The organism is Hymenobacter ruber, from assembly GCF_054783255.1.
This window is the reverse complement of record NZ_BAAGQX010000004.1, coordinates 1141408-1158222: the sequence shown is the minus strand read 5'-3', so window position 1 is coordinate 1158222 and position 16815 is coordinate 1141408. Positions and strand designations below refer to the sequence as shown.

The following is a 16815-nucleotide window of genomic DNA, read 5'->3' as shown; positions in this document are numbered from 1 at the left end:
GAAGTCGCCTTTCCTTACGAGCGCAAAGCCGGGGCAGACTGTTTTTTTTAAATCGGGACGAGCGTTTGTCATCCTGAGCATTCTGCGATTAAAGCAGAGACGAAGGACCTTGTCACCGCCGAACGGTTTAGTGGAAACTCAAACGGCGCATGTATGATAAGGTACTTCGTCTCTGCTTTAATCGCAGAATGCTCAGGATGACAGACGTAAAGCCAAGCCCCTACCCTATTTCAATCACTACATCCTCCGTCATCGGGTGGCCTACGCAGGTGAGCACGTAGCCTTGCTTCAGCTCCGAATCGGAGAGGCCTTCGCGCTCGTCGAGGTGCACTTTGCCGCTCAGGCACTTGCCGCGGCAGGCGGTGCAAAGGCCGGCCTGGCAGGAATACGGCAGGTCGATGTCCTGGTCGAGGGCGGTTTCGAGGATGGTTTTGCCGGCGGGCACTTCGATGAGGTACTCGCTGCCTTCGTACTGGATGGTGACGGTGCGGGTATCCTTTATTTTATCGTCGGGGCTGGCCGACACGTCGCCGTGGCCGCTGGGCTGGGCGGCGGCCAGTTCGGCGTTGTCGGCGCTGGCTACGAAGCTTTCGCGACGGATGCGGGCCTCCGGCACGTTCAGCAGGCTGAGGGCGGCCTGGGCTTCGGCCATCAGGCCCTCGGGGCCGCACATGAAGTATTCGGCCTGCTCGGCCGGGAACTGGTGGCGCTGCTCCAGAATGCGCAGCAGCATGGTGCGGTTCAGGCGGCCGGTGTGGCGGTGCGGGGCCATGGGCTGCAGGGGCTGGCTATACACGTGCTCCACCTGCAGGTGGCCGTTGGAGCGGGCTTCGAGGTCGGCGAGCTGTTGCTGAAAAATCACGGATTCCTCGTTGCGGTTGCCGTAAATCAGCAGCACGTAGCTCTGGGGCTCAGCGGCTACCACGGCTTTGAGCATGGCCATGAGCGGCGTAATGCCCGAGCCGGCCCCGATGAGCACCAGCGAGCGGGCCGCCTTCGGGCTGGGGCTGAGGGTGAAGTTGCCGAGCGGCTCCATCACCTCGATTTGCTGGCCCACCTGCACCGTATCGAGCAAATAATTACTCACGAGGCCGCCCGGCACGCGCTTCACCGTCACGGACAGGCGCGGGGCCTCGGCCGGGGTGCTGCTGAGCGAGTAGGCCCGGCGCTCCTTCTTGCCGCCCGGGCCGCAGGGCACGATGAGCGTCAGGAACTGGCCGGGGCGGGCGGCGATGGGCGCCCGGTCGGGCCGCTCCAGGTGAATGGTGACAGAATCGGCGGTTTCCTGGGTGATGGCAACGACGGTGAGGGTGTGGTACATTGAGCGGGGTGAGCGAATGGGGGAACGAGGGGCCGGGGCGGCGCGCTGGTTCGCGGTAAAGTCGGTAACGAAAAAGCGGGCCGAATGATGAAAATATTCCCACCGGCCCGCCGGCAAAGGTAACTTGCCAGCCACATTACGGGGTTGCGGCCGGGCCGTTTTCCTTTGTTCACTCACGCTTTTACTTCTTTCGCGCTTGCTCTCCACCCTGCTCCAACGCCATCAGACCAGCTTCGGCCCCGTGCTGCCCGTCGACCTCAACGGCCCCACCGTCGCCCGCCTCGACTTCACGGCCAACAACCCCCAAATCACCAGCGCCGACCTGCGCAACACGGCCGACTTTGACGAACTGGTAAACACCATGATGACCGAAAAAAACGCCGCCATCGGCATCGGCGGCTACCTCGAAAACCGGGTTATCTACCGCCGCAGCGCCCATTTTGGGCTGGATGCGGCCGAGGAGCCGCGCTCTCTGCACCTAGGCGTGGATGTGTGGCTGCCGGCCGGTACGCCGGTGCTGGCTCCGCTGCCCGCTGTGGTGCACAGCCTGGCCGACAACGATAATTTCGGCGACTACGGTCCCACCGTCATCCTGCAGCACGAGCTGGAAGGCACCATTTTCTACAGCCTATACGGCCACCTCAGCCGCCGGGAGTGGCGGGCGCTGCGCGTGGGCCAGGCGCTGGAAAAAGGCGAGGTGTTTGCCACCGTCGGCCCTTTTCCGGAGAATGGCGACTGGCCGGCGCACCTGCATTTTCAGCTCATGGCCGATATGCAGGGCCGGGTGGGCGACTTCCCCGGCGTGGCCCGGCCCAGCGAGCGGGAAGCGTGGGCAGCCCTGTGCCCCAACCCGAATCTGGTGCTGCGGAGCCGGTATATCTGAACCGCAGATTTGAACGGATTTGACGGATAGGAACGGATTCTAACTGCCGCGCTTTCGTGCAGGAACCACACCTCAACCCAAACCAGAACCGGCCGCTACTGATGTAGCGGCCGGTTCTGGTTTGGGTTGTTTCCGGAGTGGATTAGAATCCGTTCCTATCCGTCGAATCCGTTTAAATCTGCGGTCCTTAGTCGAACTTGATGGCCACCACCGGCTTGATGCGCGCAATCAGGTACGTGGGGATGAGCACGGCCAGCAGCGAGGCGGCAAAGGTGGCCACGTTCAGGAGCAGCAGCATTTTGGGGTCCCACGAAATCGGGACGCGGTCCATGTAGTAGTTCTCGGGGTCGAGGGGAATGACTTTGAAATAATACTGGATGGCGCAGAAGCCCACGGCCACGAGGTTGCCGATGAGCATGCCCCGGATGGTGAGCGAGAGGCCCCGGAAGAAGAACATTCGCCGAATCTGGTTGTCCGTTGCGCCCAGGGCTTTGAGAATGCCAATCATGTTGGTGCGCTCCAGAATCATGATGAAGATGGTGGCCACCATGTTGAACGTGGCCACGAAAATGATGAGGAGCAGGAAGATGATGACGTTGCGATTCAGCAGCTGGAGCCAGTCGAAAAGCTGGGCGTACTGCTCCGTGATTTTGTCGATTTTGAGGTCGTAGGGCAGCCGCTCGTAGAAGTTGTCGGCGGTTTTATCGAGGGTTTTGAAGTCTTTGAGCACGACCTCCATGCCGCCCACCAGCGAGTCGGGCCAGGCCGGCGAGTTCAGCTCCCGAATCTGGCGAATGTCGCCGATGACGTACACCTCATCAAACTCATCGAGGCCCGTGGAATAGATGCCGCAGACCCGAAACTGCCGGATGCGCGGCGGGTTCTGAATGAAGTAAAACAACGCTTTCTCGCCCACGGCGAGGCGCAGCTTGTCGGCCACTTTGCGCGAAATCAGCACGTCGTCGCTGGCCGAGGAATCGGGAAAGCTGATGAACTTGCCGGCCACCAGGTTCTGGCGCATGGGCGAGGGCCCGCCGGTTTCGGCAATGCCTTTGAGCACCACGCCCAGCACCTCATCCTTGGTTTTGATGATGGCCGTTTTGACGGCGTAGGGCTGCGTGGACTTTACCTCGGGAAACTCCTTGAGCTCCTGCACCAGCTTGGGGCCGGCGATGGGGGCTACTTCGAGCGAGTTGTTGGTGTCGTAGCGCGAAATCTGGAGGTGGGCGCCAAAGGAGAAAATTTTATTCTGAATCTCGTTGCGAAACCCTTGCAGGATGGCAAACGACACCACCATCACCGCCAATCCCATGGCAATGCTGATGATGGCTATTTTTGTGACCGACGAGGTGAAGGAGCCGGAATCGGCTCCCCCGTCAATCTTCTGCGAAATGTAGCGGGAGACATTCATTGTTCGGCCGTAAAGCTACGTTTTGAACCGCTACCGGCCACGCTCCCGCCCTTTGGGTGCGGCCAGGCGTGGCGCCGGGTCCTTTTTTCCGCCTTTTTTCTCACTGTCTATGGTTGGGTTATTCGCTAAAATCGCCTTTTCAACGCTGCTGGCTGTGCCGGCCTGCGGCAGCACCCGCCCGGCGGCTCCGGCCGCGCCGCATACGTTGGGCACCCCGTCCCGCGTTGCCGCCCTCACCGTGGGGGCCGAGCGGCTCGATAAATACCTCCCCCAACTCAAGGGCAAGCGCGTGGGCCTCGTCATCAACCAGACCTCCCGCGTGGGCCGCGCCTACCTCGTGGATACCTTAAAGGCGAAGGGTGTAAATGTCACGGCCATCTTCGCCCCCGAGCACGGCTTCCGGGGCGAAGAGGCCGACGGCGCTACCATCACCGACGGCCGCGATGCCCGCAGCGGCGTGCCGGTGCGCTCGGTGTACGGCAAAACCAAGAAGCCCACCCCCGAAATGCTGGCCGACGTGGACGTGCTCGTCTTCGATATCCAGGACGTGGGGGCGCGCTTCTACACCTTCATCAGCACGCTGCACTACGTGATGGAGGCCGCCGCCGAGCAGGGCAAAGCCGTCATCGTGCTCGACCGCCCCAACCCCAACGGCGACCTCGTGGACGGCCCCCTGCTGGAGCCGGCCCACAAATCCTTCGTCGGCCTCGACCCGCTGCCCATTGCCCACGGCCTCACGGTGGGCGAGCTGGCCACCATGATTAACGGCGAAAAATGGCTGGCCGGCGGCAAAAAATGCGCCCTCACGGTGGTGCCGCTGGCCACGGGCTACACCCACGCCACGGCCTACGCCCTGCCCATTGCGCCCTCGCCCAACCTGCCCACTGCCCATGCCGTGGCCCTCTACCCCAGCATCTGCCTGTTTGAGGGCACCAACGTGAGCGTGGGGCGCGGCACCCCCACGCCGTTTGAGGTGATTGGCAGCCCCGCGCAGCCGGCCACGCGGCCCTACACCTTCACGCCCGCCCCCAATGCCGGCTCGCCCACCCCGCCCATGAAGGGCCAGGCCTGCCACGGCCTCAACCTGGCCGGCGCGCCCACCCGCGCCGCCAGCGGGGGGCTGGTGCTGAGCTACCTGCTCGATTTTTATCAGCAAAGCACCGACAAGGCCCATTTCTTCGGAAAGTATTTCGAGGAGTTATCCGGCACGAACAGCCTGCGCGAGCAAATTATCGCCGGCAAGACCGAGGCTGAAATCCGCGCCTCCTGGGCGCCGGGCCTGAACAAATTCAAAGCCCTGCGCAAGAAATACCTGCTCTATCCGGAGCGGTAGAAACTCCCCGAGGCTCGGAATCTGGATTCCGCGCTTCAGGGAAACTCCCCGGGGCTTGGGATTCGGATTCCGACCTTCGGGGAACCTCCCCGGGGCTTGGTTTTGAGATTCCGGGGCTCAGGGAGACTCCCCGGGCCCTGATTTTCGAATTTCGAGGCTCGGGGAGTCTCCCCAGGGCTTGATTTTCAGTTTTCGAGGTCGGGGGAAACTCCCCGGGGCTTGATTTTCGAAAATCAAGCCCCGGGGAGTTTTTTGGCGGGTTGGGGGCGGGTTGGCGGGTCCGGCGTTTTCTTTGCTCCATGAATACTCCCCTGCGCCTGGTTTTCATGGGCACTCCTGATTTTGCCGTGCCCACCCTGGAAAGCCTGCTGGCCTGGCCCGGCGGGCAGGTGGTGGCCGTCGTCACGGCCCCCGACCGGCCAGCGGGGCGCGGGCGGCAGCTCCAGGCCTCGGCCGTGAAGCAGGCCGCCGAAGCCCACGGCCTGCCCGTGCTCCAGCCCACCAACCTGAAATCGCCCGAGTTTCAGGCCGAATTAAAAGCCTACGCCGCCGATTTGCAGGTGGTCGTGGCCTTCCGGATGCTGCCCGAAGCCGTGTGGAACATGCCCCGGCTGGGCTCCATCAACATCCACGGCTCGCTGCTGCCCCAGTACCGGGGCGCGGCCCCCATCAACTGGGCCCTGATGCACGGCGACACGGAAACGGGCGTCACGTCCTTCTTCCTGCGCCACGAGATTGACACCGGCGACCTCATCTTTCAGGATAAAATCGCCATCGCGCCGGAGGATGATTTCGGCAGCGTGTATGATAAATTGAAACTAGTGGGCGCGGCCCTGGCCCGCCGCTCGGTGGAGGCCATCGCGGCCGGTACCGCCCCCAGCACCCCGCAGGAACAGCGGGCCGACCTGCGCCCCGCCCCCAAGCTCCAGAAGGAAACCGGCCGCCTCGACTTCGCCCGCCCCGCCGCCGAGCTGGTGAACTGGGTGCGCGGCCTCTCCCCCATTCCCACCGCCTTGGCCGCCCTGCCCGATGGCCGGATAATAAAGATTTTCCGCGCCGCCGCCCTGCCCTTCGAGGGCGAAGCTGCCCCCGCCGGCACCTGGGCGTCGGATGGCAAGAAGTACCTGCGCGTGGCCGCTGCTGATGGCTGGCTCGATTTGCTGGATGTGCAGCTGGAAGGCAAGAAGCGGATGCCGGTGCAGGAGCTGTTGCGCGGGTTCCGGCTGCCGGCTTAGGGCTTGAAAAAAGAACGTCATGCTGAGCGCAGTCGAAGCATCTCTACCGCAGTAGTAACCGATTTACTTAAGCAGTAGAGATGCTTCGACTGCGCTCAGCATGACGTGCTAATTCGTATTACTATCATCTCCCTTACCCCCCAAAACCCATGGTTTCCTTCGTCGTGGCCGTAGCCGAAAACAATGCCATCGGGAAAGATGGCGAGCTGCCCTGGGGCCACCTGCCCGATGACTTGCAGCACTTCAAGCGCCTCACCCTGGGCCACCCCGTGGTGATGGGCCGCCGCACCTACGACAGCCTCGGCCGGGCCCTGCCCAAGCGCCCCAACATCGTGGTGACGCGCCAGCCCGGCTGGGCCGCCCCCGGCTGCGAAACCGCCGCCTCGGTGCCCGCCGCCCTGGCCCGCGCCCGCGAGCTAGACGAGGAAGTGTGCGTGATAGGCGGCGGCGAAATCTACCGCGAAGCCCTCCCCGCCGCCGACGTCATCTACCTCACCGAAGTCCACCACAGCTTTGAGGGGGATGCCTTCTTCCCCGCCCTCAGCCCCACCGAATGGCGCGAAGAAACCCGCGAGCGCCACGAGGCCGACGAGCGCCACGCTTACGCCTTCAGCTTCGTGACGCTGCGGCGGCGGTAGCTTCCGGTGGTGTTACTCCACAAAAAAAGGCAGCCGACTGGCTGCCTTTTTTTGTGTTCGGTTGGTGTGGGCTAGCGCATGAGCACTAGCTTGCCCCAGTCGTTTTTGAAGGCCTTATCGCCGCCCGTAGCGCGGTGGCCGAACTGGGCCCCGGGGTCGTCGAGGGCCACGCGGTAGAGGTAGGTGCCGTTGGCGAGGCGGTCGCCGTAGCTGTCGGTGCCGTCCCAGGCAAAATCGGTGATGTTGTTGCCGATGTGCAGCGGGCCGAGCTCGTTCATGAAAATCTCGCGCACCACCTTGCCGGTGAGGGTCACAATCTGGATTTTCATGTTGCGGGGCAGCTCTTGGCCCGTGAGGGTGAACACGAAGCGGGCCTTACTCACCACCGGGTTGGGGTACGGATACACGTTGGAGATTTGCGAGGCATTCACCACTTCAAACTTCACCTGGAAGTTCTGGGCACCGGCGCTGGAGTTGCTGGGGTCGCGTCCCTGCACTTCGAGGGTGTACATGCCATCGGGCAGGGGGCCGGTTTTGCCGGGCTCGTAGACGAGCTTGGCCACGCTGCCATTGGTCTGGTCCAGGCTGAAATGGAAGCTGTTGCTGTTCACATCCATCACGCTGGGCACCGTCTGGCCGGGGCGCTGCAGCAGCACGGTGAAGAACGAAGCGTCGGTGATGTGGCGGAATTTGTCCTCGTCGTTGAGCTGAATATTGATAACGGGCATGGCCGATACCAGCTCGCCGTTGAGGATGTGGCGGCCATCGAAGGCCACGTCAAGCGTCGGGGGCACGTTGCGGTCAATTACCGTGAATTGGGGCAGCGACAGCTCGTTGTTGGCGTAGTTCTGCTCACGCTGGAGGCGCGGGTTCACCACTACTTCCACCACGAAGGTGCCGAACTTACCAATCATGCTGAATTTGACCGGGATGGTCAGCGTATCGCCCGGCAGCAGCACCGTGGTGGTGCGGACATCGGCCGTGGCCACAATCGCCTGGCCTCCCGCGGTCGAGCGCAGGTTTACCCGGGTTATCAGCGGGGCGGCAAAGGGCGCGTCTGAAATATTCTGAAACATCACGGGGAAGGTGATGTAAGCGGAGTCGGCGGCCTGACGCGCAAATTTGGCCGGGTCGTAATCCGCGGTAGTAGCCAGGTCACGCCGCACCACGCCTTCGGGCACGCCCTGCGAGGTCACGAGCCACTGCTCCAACTGCGGCGGAATGCGCGTCACGTTGTCAGATAAGGCTAGCTCCAGGCGCAGGTACGGGTAGGTTTTGGCCGAAACCACCGATGTCAGCGGCTCCACCGCGCGCGTCACATTAGGCAGCACCACCGTTTCGTGGCCCAGCGAATCGATACCCACCACGCTCAGCGTGTGCTGGCCATCGGGGGTGAGGGTGCGAATGGTGCTATACAAATTAGTCCATTGTTTTGATGGGCCAATGCGCGTCGACACGATGCGGCCGGAAGAATTGGACTGTTGCAAAGTGTCACGCAGCACGATGGTCTGAATATTTTTGGCAATGGTGCTGCTGGCATCCGGTCCGGCCTCGTGCATGAGGCGGCCGGTGGTAGCGGTGAGTTTCTGGCCCAGCAGCGCCAGTGGTTCGCCATCGGCTAGCTGGGTGATGAGGCGGGAGCCCAATAGGGTCTGCAGGCGGGTTTTGAGGGCCGTGGGCAACAGTGAGTAGCGCAGACGGTTGGCCGATACCACGGCCACGTATGAGCCCGCCGGAATAGCTGTCAGGAAGTCATTCAGCTGCTGCTGCCGGGTGGCACTATAGTTCAGGTTATCGAGGGTGTCAACCGCAGTAGCTGTACTGGCTGGGTCGGCCACTGAGAAGTAGTAAAAATTATCCGGCGCCTGCCCGCATTGCTGGTAGCCCGCCGGCATGGCCACCGGCAGCAGCGAAGCTCCGCTGTACACGGCAATCAGCAGGTTGGGCGAGCGTACCCCACACCCGCTTACGGAGGGCTGCCCCGCTGCTGTGCGTATGTAAATACCTGCCCCACTCAACGAGGCAAAGTTGGGCAGGCTGCGGGGTGGGCCGCCTCCGCGAGTGCGCAGCACCAGCGGCACCCGCGTGGCAGCAAATTCCCAGCGACCGGTGGGAGCTTTCACTTCCACTCCGGTGCGTGTATCCTGCTTGAACTGCGTGTAATGGCTCTGCGACCAGCCGCCGGGGCTGCCCGGAATCACACGCAGCGAGGAAGTAGTCCAATCGCCGCTTTCGCCAGCAGCCGGGGTATGGAAACGCGCGCGCCAGTACCAAACCAGGCTGTCGCGCTGGCCCAGGCTGGCCGGCAGCGTGGGCGTCCACTCCGCCAACAGACCGGCCGTGATGGTGGTGCGCTGCACGGCCCCGTTAAAGGTTGCCACCGTGTCAATCTCAAAATCGTAGTCGCGCTGCGTGCCAATCAGGTTGTTTGATTGCACCACCAGTCGGGGCCGGGTCGAGCCGACAATTGCAAATTCGGTGGGGTTGAGTACCGAAACGCCCCCGCTCAAAAAGGTATAGTCGATTTGGGCGGAGTTGTTGGTTTCGCTCACCTCCGTAATCCGGTTGTTCGGGTCCAGCATGACCACAAACGTGCTGCTGCCGCTTGCACCTACGCTGTTGCGCATGGGCAAGGCGTAGGTAGTGTCAGGGCCCCAAGCGGCGCGCACGGTGAAGGTGTACACCGAGTCGGCCCGGGTAGGCGTTGGAGGAAACTTCCGCGTCACCCGAATTTCTAAAGGCTCAGTGGGAATTTTGCCGGGGTTGGATACGCCCACGTTTAGCACAAAGTCATGCGAGTCGGCACGCACTGTCGTCTGGCCAGTGGCGGGCACGATGGAAAGTTTAGCAGAACTGGCAATGAAATCGGGCAGCGGCGGCGCGTACAGGCTCAGAGTGGGGTCGCCCTGCCAGCCAGTGCACAGCAGCTGCTCCATTTCGTAGTCCTGCGTGAAGGTGCTTTGCAGGCGGCGCACTACCTCGTCGTGTACCACCGTGATGGGCTTACCATACCAGGCCGGGTCGTTGAACAACAGCTTGTAAATCGTATCCTGGGCAATACTCAATGGCGTCGCGTAGCTAAACCCAGTTTCCGCCAGCGAGCCCAGCGCGCCCTTGCGGTCAGCAAACAGCCAGTCTTCCACCACAGTAGCAGACCTGGTGAAGGTGGAATTAGCCGAGCAACCACTCAAAAACAAAAACGGATACTTACGATAATTTGCAAAGGCCGGCATGGTAGACGGCATGCCGAAGTTGAAGGTAAAGGCGGTAGGAGCCGCGTGACCAAAATAGGAAATCAGTGAAACCCCGGCATTGAGTTGGGCCGAGATATCGACGTTGACCGGCAGCGGCGTATTCCGCACTATTGTTTCGACCTGCCCGCCAAACAGTGGACGCTCGACTCGGGCCTTCGCCGCATCCATATAGCCTTTGAATTCAACTGCTTGGTCTATTTTATCGGCTCCAACCAGGTGCAGCACGTTTTTGCGCCAGGGCTGGGTTCCCAGCGGCTCCAGGTTCTGCAAATCCTGGTCAATTACCTTGTTCAGGTAATTCATTATTTGTTGGGGCGTGGTCACGGTGAGGCGGCCGGTGTGCAACTGGGCCACGAAGTTGTTGTTGGCGTAGTCGGCCGTCAGCAGGTTGTCCGATACGGAGCGGGAGCTTGTAGGCACCAAGTCGAGGCTCAATTCTCCGTTACGGGCGAAATAAGCCCCTCCCACCGGCTCACTGGGTACAATGCCCTTACCCAACAGTAGCAGGTAGCGGTTGGTGGCGTTGGGTGTAGCCGCTGCCAGCCACCGCGTGAAGTGGCGCAGCGCCAGCCACGACTTTTCGCCGTAGAAAAACTGGTCGTAGAGCTGCTGCGAAGTCACCATCAGCGTGTCGTAGTGGCCCCCGGCCGTTGACGCCCGGTAGTTGGCGTAGGCGCGGGCCGCGTTGGGCACTGTGCCTACAGCCCCCATCAGTTGTGGATGCGTGATGATGGTGAACGTAGGCACTGCCGGATTGATGGTCCGGAACCGTACCCGGCGAGCTGGCAAGGGCTTGGGCAGCGTGGCCTCGTCGGCTAGCATGAGGCGGTGCGTGGCTGCCGCCGTAGCTCCCGGAAACACAAAGCGCTTCAGTCCGGCAGTGGAACTGGACGTTGCCACTACCCGCTGCACATTATATAAATCATTGATATCGAAGCCAGTCACTGTAGCGGGCACGTTCGCCAGCTCGTAGGTGGCCGGGCCGCTTAGTAGAGAATCGTTCTGAAAAAGAAGCCGGTTGCGGGTAGCCAACCAGGTTGGAGCCTGCGGGGCAATGGTGCGCAAGTAGTGCGACACAAAATAATCCTCCGCTGCGACCGGAACCACGCTTTTCAGCTTAATCACCACCGTACCGGTACTGCTGATGTCGGAGGCTTGCAGTGCAAATGTTTGTCGGGCCCGCACCAGTCCCACATAGTTCATCACCCCCAGCACCCGCTCGGTTCCACCAGGCGGTATCACTATCACTTGCGTATGGTGAGCGATACCTGTACCGCCGGCCCGCTGAGAAAAGTCCTGTCCACCAAACAAGAGCACCTCTACCCGAGGCAACGGCCCGGTAGTCGATGGATTGACGGAAACAGAATCAAGGGTGTACGTTAATTCCTTGTTCGCATTATTGCTGCCATTCATGTAGAAGCCCTCGCCAGCTTGCATCCAAGGCAGGTAAGTGTCCTTGTTTTCCGGGTAGTCAACGAAGCCCTCAATGCGCAGCGTGAGCCGCTCGCGCAGAGTGTGCGGGTGCACGGCCCCGCCAGCCGCAACCGGCTCCTGCATGTGGCGGCCGGCAGTGCCAGTACGCCAGGTCAGGAAATAGCTGGCCGTATCGGTATAAAGGCTGAAGTATTGATGCGGCTGGTCGGCGGCGTTTTTATAGAGCTCCGCATCGAGCCGGCCATCGTTGTGCACGGCGTAGAACTCAATGAATGAGGTGGCATCCAGCGTGGTGCGGCTGCCGCCCACGTAGGTAGCAATTTCCCGGCCGCGCCGCCAGATTTGGAGTTCGTTGGGCACCACACCGGTGATGCCAGCCTGGGTCAGGTACTGATAATCAATTTTATATAGACCATCCCGCACTATTTTCATTTTATAGTACGTCTGGCCGGGCACAATCCATTCGTTGCCTACCGGCCCGGATTGGGCGTGAGCAGCAGCACTGGTCAGCCACAACCCCAACCAAATCAGCAGCACCACCCATCGCTGCTTCGATTGCGTGTAGTTTTTATCCATTCTATTTCGACAATTCATTTATTTACTACTAATCAAGCTTCTACGCAGGCTGCTGCCAATCAACCTGCTAACTCCAGCAAAAATAATTTGAGCTCCTATTTGAAGCCGTAGCCCAGCGACACAATCAGCGAGTTGGTCTGGGATGCGCTGCCCAGCTTCTCCACCGCCAGGCGCGAGAGCGCCAGGTCGATGCGCAGGCTGCTCACCGCCACACCTGCGCCAAGGCTGTACTGGCCCTTCCACTGCATGGACTTATCCAACACGTTGCTGATTTTCTGAAAGTTGCCAACTCCGCCCCGCAGGAATACCAGGTTTTTGTAGCCCAACTCCACGCCCAGGCGTGGGTCCACGCTCACGGCTTTGCTGGACACCAGGGTGTTGCGCTGGCCGTCGGTGGTAGCTTCCAGGTCGACGGCAACGAGGGCGGCGAACTGCTTGGGCAAGTCGAAGCGGCGGCCCACGCCCAGCACGAAGCGCGGCAGCGTGATTTCGGTGCTGTTTTTCGGAATGGAATCCGACTTAATGGCCGTGTTGCTGTTCAGTCCCTTCACGTACTCGGCCGAGTTGATGTTCCAGGAGTTGAACGTGGTGGTGATGTCGCGGGCCATCAGGGCCAGGTTCCAGCCCTTGCGGTTGTACTGCACACCGGCATCGATACCGAAGCCGTAGCCGTGGGCAAACTTGCCGATGTTGCGGTAGATGATTTTGCCGCTGCCGCCCACGCTCAGACCTTCCACGCCCAGCTTGCGGGCGTAGGACAGCAGCAGGGCATAGTCGGCTACCGAGAAATATTCAATCTTGCTGTAGTCGACGTAGCCGTACTCGTTCACCAGGGCGCGGGTATCGGCAATATTATCAACACCCAGCCGCAACACACTCACGCCCAGCGCGCTTTTATCATCGAGCGGCATGGAGAAGGCGGCGTAATCGTTTTTCACCACGCCCGAAAACAGCTCTGAGTGCATCAGCACGCCGTCGTACTTGTGGGTTTGGTTGGTGAGGCCGGCGGGGTTCCAGTAGCCGGCGGTGGCATCGTTGGCTAGGCTCACCTGCACCTTGCCCATGCCCAGGGCACGGGCTCCCACGCCAATGTTCAGAAATTCGTTGCTGTACTTGGGGGTTTTGGTAGACTGCGCGGCGGCCGGTAGGGCCAGCGCGGCGGTGGCTCCCACGAGGACCAGCCCACGGGCAACAGAGGAAAATTGGGACATAGAAAGGTGACTGGTAAAGTTTGCGCAGACGGAACGCAAGTTACTCCATTATAGTGCGTCCGGCCCCGCGAATTTCGGGCCAGAACTCCACGTGCGGGCAGCCTCTGCGGTAGCGGGAGCGGTAGTGCCCAGCTTTTAACGGGGTGTAAGGCTGAAGTCCATGCTGAACACGGGCTACTCCCCTGCCAGTCAGCCCACGGATAGTGCGACCGATGCCCGGTGTACTGACAAAATTCAGGTGGATTTGACAAAAATTTTATCCTTGATAATCAATAAGTAAGAAACTATTTTACTTGATTTGATTGAATTATTTATCCAGTACCTTGCGTTACAAAGTACCTACCATACATTTGTACTGTTCGTCACCCACTAGTCAACCAACTCGCCCATGAAACTCGAGAACACCCAGGTTCAGATGCGCAAGGGAATCCTTGAGTTCTGCATCCTGGAAATCATCGCCCGCGGCGAAGCCTACGCCTCCGACATGCTGGAGGAGCTGACTTCAGCCCGCATGATAGTGGTGGAGGGCACGCTCTACCCGCTGCTCACCCGCCTCAAAAATGCCGCCCTGCTCGACTATGTCTGGAAGGAAAGCACCAGCGGCCCACCCCGCAAGTACTACACCCTCACCGACCCCGGCCGCCAGTTTCTGGAGGAGCTGCGCGAAACCTGGGAGGAAATGGCTACCTCGGTGGGCATCATTCGGCACAGCCGGCCGCCCGGCGACAGCCGCTAATCCTACCTCTTTTTCTGCTTCACTCACCAGCATCCAATTGGCCCGTTCGGCCTTCTTTCACATGAAAAAGAACATCAGTATCAACCTGCAAGGCATCATCTTCCACATCGAGGAAGACGGTTTCGACGTCCTTAGCCGTTATCTGGCCGAGGTGAAAGCCCACTTTGCCAACTACCGCGGCCACGAGGACATTGTGGCCGACATCGAGGGCCGCATCGCCGAGCTGTTCTCGGCCCGCCTCTCGCCCATGCAGCAGGTCATCAGCCTGGACGACGTGAACGCCATGACGGCCAAAATGGGCCGCGTGAGCGACTTCGCCGACGAAGCCGATGAGGACGACGAAGTAACCGCCGCCGAAGCTGCTTCGGCTACGGCTGGCTACGGCCGCGCTGCCGACTCCTACACCACCGCTGCGGCGGGTGCGGCGGCTGCCACCGCCACCGACGAGCCCAAGCGCCTGTACCGCGACATGGCCAACCGCAAGGTGGCGGGCGTAGCGGCCGGCATCGCCCAGTACTTTGCCGTAAACCCGCTCTGGATTCGCCTGGCTTTGATATTCGGCACCGTCTTTTCGCCGGCCATCAACATCTGGTCGCGCCACAGCATGCGGGTAGATTTTGGCGGCTGGCTGGTGCTGGCCTACATCATCCTCTGGATTTTGCTGCCCAAGCGCTACGACGCCCCCGCCCACCCCGAGGCGCTGCTGAACTCGGGCCCGCTGGCCGGCCGCCGCTTGTTCCGCGACACGGGCACCGGCAAAATTGCCGGGGTAGCGGCCGGCCTGGCCGCCTACTTCAACATCGATGTAACGCTGGTGCGCGTGCTTATGCTGGCCGGTTTGTTTGCCGGGGGCTTCACCTTCCTGCTCTACATCATTCTCTGGATAGTATTGCCCGAGGCCAAAACGGTCTCGGACAAGCTCCGTATGCGCGGCGACGCCATCACGCTGGAAAGCTTTGACAGCAGCGCCCGCAACAACGCCTTCGCCGATGGTCCGGTGACGACCAACCGCCCCGTGGGCGCGTTTGTGGAAGACGCCGCCCGGGCCCTGCGCCCCGCCGTTGACTTCGTGGGCTCGGCCATTCGGGTGGTAGCGGGCATCCTGCTGACGATGACCGGCTTTGGCCTGCTCTTGGCGCTGGCCATCGGGCTGGGTGCCAGCATTGGCCTGTTTCCCAATGCTGAGAACATGATTTTCACCCACGTGCTGCTCAACGGCGTGCCCACCTGGGGCCTGCTGGCCGGCTTCCTGGCCCTGGGCATTCCGGCCCTGGCCCTGCTGCTGAGCGGCCTGAACCTGCTCTTCCGCCGCTCGCTGATGCCCCGCACCGTGGCCCTGTCGCTGCTCGGGATTTGGTTGCTGAGCATTGTGGGTGTGACGGTGGCGGCCGTGCGCCAAAACCGCAACTTTCAGTACGATGCCGAAGTGGAGCAGCTGGAACAATTCTCGAAGCTGACCACGCCGGTAGTTATGTTCGACTCGCGCCACGTGGACCGCGACTGGGACCAGCACGTGGACGTGAACCTGGCCGCCGCCGATAGCGGCAAAGTGGTGGAAGTGCTGCGCACCCTGAGCGCCAAAGGTGTGAACGAAGCCGAAGCCCGCCGTACGGCCCTCACCACCATCGACTACACGGTGCGGCCCAGCGGCGACTCTTCGCTGGTGTTCGACGACCATTTCTCCTTCCTGCCCAACTCGGCCTACCGCAAACAGGAGCTGAGCCTCACCATTCGCCTGCCCCGCGACCGCACCTTCCGCATGAGCCGCGACTTCGCCTTCAACATCCTCGACGACGACGACTTCGTGGGCAACCGCCGCCCCGAAGACCCCGAGCAGCACCAGTACCGCCTGCGCGGCAACAAGCTGGAGTGCATTGGCTGCACCGACGAGCAGCTCGGCCGCGACGATGAGGACAACGACAACGATGGCAAAATGCACATCAACATCGACAGCGACGACAACAACGACAGCGCCGATAGCAACGATGACGACGACAGCGGCGACGATGAAGCTTCCAACAGCGGCACCACCATCAACTACGGCGGCGCGCCCTCCTTCGACACCGATATGAACAGCTACGGCAGCGCCCGCCGCACTTTCCAGGAAAATGGTTTTAGCCGGCTGAGCGTGGCCGGCGGCTACCGCGTGGTGGTGCGCCACGGCGACACCTTCAAAGTAGAAGCCGGCGGCAACGACAAGGCCCTGAACGAAATGCGCGTAGAGGTCAAAGGTGACGAGCTGCAAATTCGTCCCCGCAACAGCGGCAGCTTTTTCGGCGGCAACTGGGGCAACAACCAGAGCAAGGTGCTCATTCGCATTGAAATGCCCAGCATCGACCGCCTGGAGCTGGCCGGGGCCGTGCACGCCGACTTCGGCGGCTTCGAGCGCCAGGAAGAGTTGCGCGTGGAGCAGGCCGGCGCCAGCCACCTGCGCCTGAACGGCAGCTTCGGCACCCTGAAGCTAGAGCAGGCCGGGGCCTGCCGCACCACCGCCACCGGCCAAGCCGACAACCTCGACCTCGACGCCGCCGGCGCCTGCGAGCTGGCCGGGGCCAACCTCAAAACCATCGACACCAAGGTTTCCATTGCTGGCGTGTGCAAAGCGCGCCTCAACGTGACCGGCAGCCTGGAAGGCGACGCCGTGGGGGCCAGCGAAGTAGCCTACAGCGGCAAACCCTCCCGGGTGAAAATGGACGCCACCGGCCCCTCCAGCATCAAGCATCTGTAAATGCCGGAATTTCTTTGTTACCAAATAAATCCATAGGCAACCTTCGCCGTATAGC

Annotated in this window: 10 protein-coding genes; 6 read left to right on the top strand and 4 right to left on the bottom strand. The window is 61.5% G+C overall.

The features are described from left to right. Positions 1-220 precede the first annotated feature (220 nt). Complete coding sequence (locus ACYVM5_RS15530; RefSeq protein WP_460619024.1) at positions 221-1321, bottom strand: 2Fe-2S iron-sulfur cluster-binding protein; 1101 nt, start codon at positions 1319-1321, stop codon at positions 221-223. A gap of 196 nt (positions 1322-1517) precedes the next feature. Here ACYVM5_RS15530 and ACYVM5_RS15525 point away from each other — a divergent pair, with 196 nt between their 5' ends. Next, a complete protein-coding gene (locus ACYVM5_RS15525; RefSeq protein WP_460619023.1) occupies positions 1518-2204 on the top strand; it encodes an aminotransferase class III-fold pyridoxal phosphate-dependent enzyme in 687 nt (228 codons plus the stop codon). Positions 2205-2391: 187 nt separating this feature from the next. On the opposite strand, the gene ACYVM5_RS15520 is transcribed toward ACYVM5_RS15525, so the two are convergent. Continuing rightward, complete coding sequence (locus ACYVM5_RS15520) at positions 2392-3615, bottom strand: ABC transporter permease (protein WP_460619022.1); 1224 nt, start codon at positions 3613-3615, stop codon at positions 2392-2394. A gap of 109 nt (positions 3616-3724) precedes the next feature. Between ACYVM5_RS15520 and ACYVM5_RS15515 the strand changes: the two genes are divergently transcribed. The 3 genes from ACYVM5_RS15515 (at position 3725) to ACYVM5_RS15505 (ending at position 6821) form a co-directional block, all read left to right on the top strand. Next, complete coding sequence (locus ACYVM5_RS15515) at positions 3725-4948, top strand: exo-beta-N-acetylmuramidase NamZ family protein (protein WP_460619021.1); 1224 nt, start codon at positions 3725-3727, stop codon at positions 4946-4948. A 299-nt stretch (positions 4949-5247) separates the two neighbouring features. Further along, complete coding sequence (gene fmt / locus ACYVM5_RS15510; protein WP_460619020.1) at positions 5248-6183, top strand: methionyl-tRNA formyltransferase; 936 nt, start codon at positions 5248-5250, stop codon at positions 6181-6183. A 149-nt stretch (positions 6184-6332) separates the two neighbouring features. After that, positions 6333-6821 (top strand): dihydrofolate reductase, encoded by a 489-nt coding sequence (locus ACYVM5_RS15505; RefSeq protein ID WP_460619019.1) that lies wholly within the window; start codon positions 6333-6335, stop codon positions 6819-6821. A 71-nt stretch (positions 6822-6892) separates the two neighbouring features. Here the strand turns inward: ACYVM5_RS15505 and porU2 are convergent, their stop codons facing one another. Both porU2 and ACYVM5_RS15495 read right to left on the bottom strand, forming a co-directional pair. Beyond that, the gene (gene porU2 / locus ACYVM5_RS15500) at positions 6893-12085 is read right to left on the bottom strand and encodes a putative type IX secretion system sortase PorU2 (protein ID WP_460619018.1); all 5193 of its coding nucleotides are present in this window, start codon (positions 12083-12085) and stop codon (positions 6893-6895) included. A gap of 95 nt (positions 12086-12180) precedes the next feature. After that, positions 12181-13296, bottom strand: a complete 1116-nt coding sequence (locus ACYVM5_RS15495; protein WP_460619017.1) for a putative type IX sorting system protein PorV2 — start codon at positions 13294-13296, stop codon at positions 12181-12183. A gap of 388 nt (positions 13297-13684) precedes the next feature. Between ACYVM5_RS15495 and ACYVM5_RS15490 the strand changes: the two genes are divergently transcribed. After that, the gene (locus ACYVM5_RS15490; protein ID WP_198066359.1) at positions 13685-14032 is read left to right on the top strand and encodes a PadR family transcriptional regulator; all 348 of its coding nucleotides are present in this window, start codon (positions 13685-13687) and stop codon (positions 14030-14032) included. 61 nt (positions 14033-14093) lie between these two features. Next, positions 14094-16760: a PspC domain-containing protein gene (locus ACYVM5_RS15485; RefSeq protein ID WP_460619016.1), complete on the top strand. Its 2667-nt coding sequence runs from the start codon at positions 14094-14096 to the stop codon at positions 16758-16760. Positions 16761-16815: the final 55 nt, after the last annotated feature.

Bases quoted from the DNA above. Each gene is read 5' to 3' on its own strand.
- ACYVM5_RS15530 (WP_460619024.1), bottom strand. From the start codon at position 1,321: ATGTACCACACCCTCACCGTCGTTGCCATCACCCAGGAAACCGCCGAT.
- ACYVM5_RS15520 (WP_460619022.1), bottom strand. From the start codon at position 3,615: ATGAATGTCTCCCGCTACATTTCGCAGAAGATTGACGGGGGAGCCGAT.
- ACYVM5_RS15515 (WP_460619021.1), top strand. From the start codon at position 3,725: ATGGTTGGGTTATTCGCTAAAATCGCCTTTTCAACGCTGCTGGCTGTG.
- fmt (WP_460619020.1), top strand. From the start codon at position 5,248: ATGAATACTCCCCTGCGCCTGGTTTTCATGGGCACTCCTGATTTTGCC.
- ACYVM5_RS15505 (WP_460619019.1), top strand. From the start codon at position 6,333: ATGGTTTCCTTCGTCGTGGCCGTAGCCGAAAACAATGCCATCGGGAAA.
- porU2 (WP_460619018.1), bottom strand. From the start codon at position 12,085: ATGGATAAAAACTACACGCAATCGAAGCAGCGATGGGTGGTGCTGCTG.
- ACYVM5_RS15495 (WP_460619017.1), bottom strand. From the start codon at position 13,296: ATGTCCCAATTTTCCTCTGTTGCCCGTGGGCTGGTCCTCGTGGGAGCC.
- ACYVM5_RS15490 (WP_198066359.1), top strand. From the start codon at position 13,685: ATGAAACTCGAGAACACCCAGGTTCAGATGCGCAAGGGAATCCTTGAG.
- ACYVM5_RS15485 (WP_460619016.1), top strand. From the start codon at position 14,094: ATGAAAAAGAACATCAGTATCAACCTGCAAGGCATCATCTTCCACATC.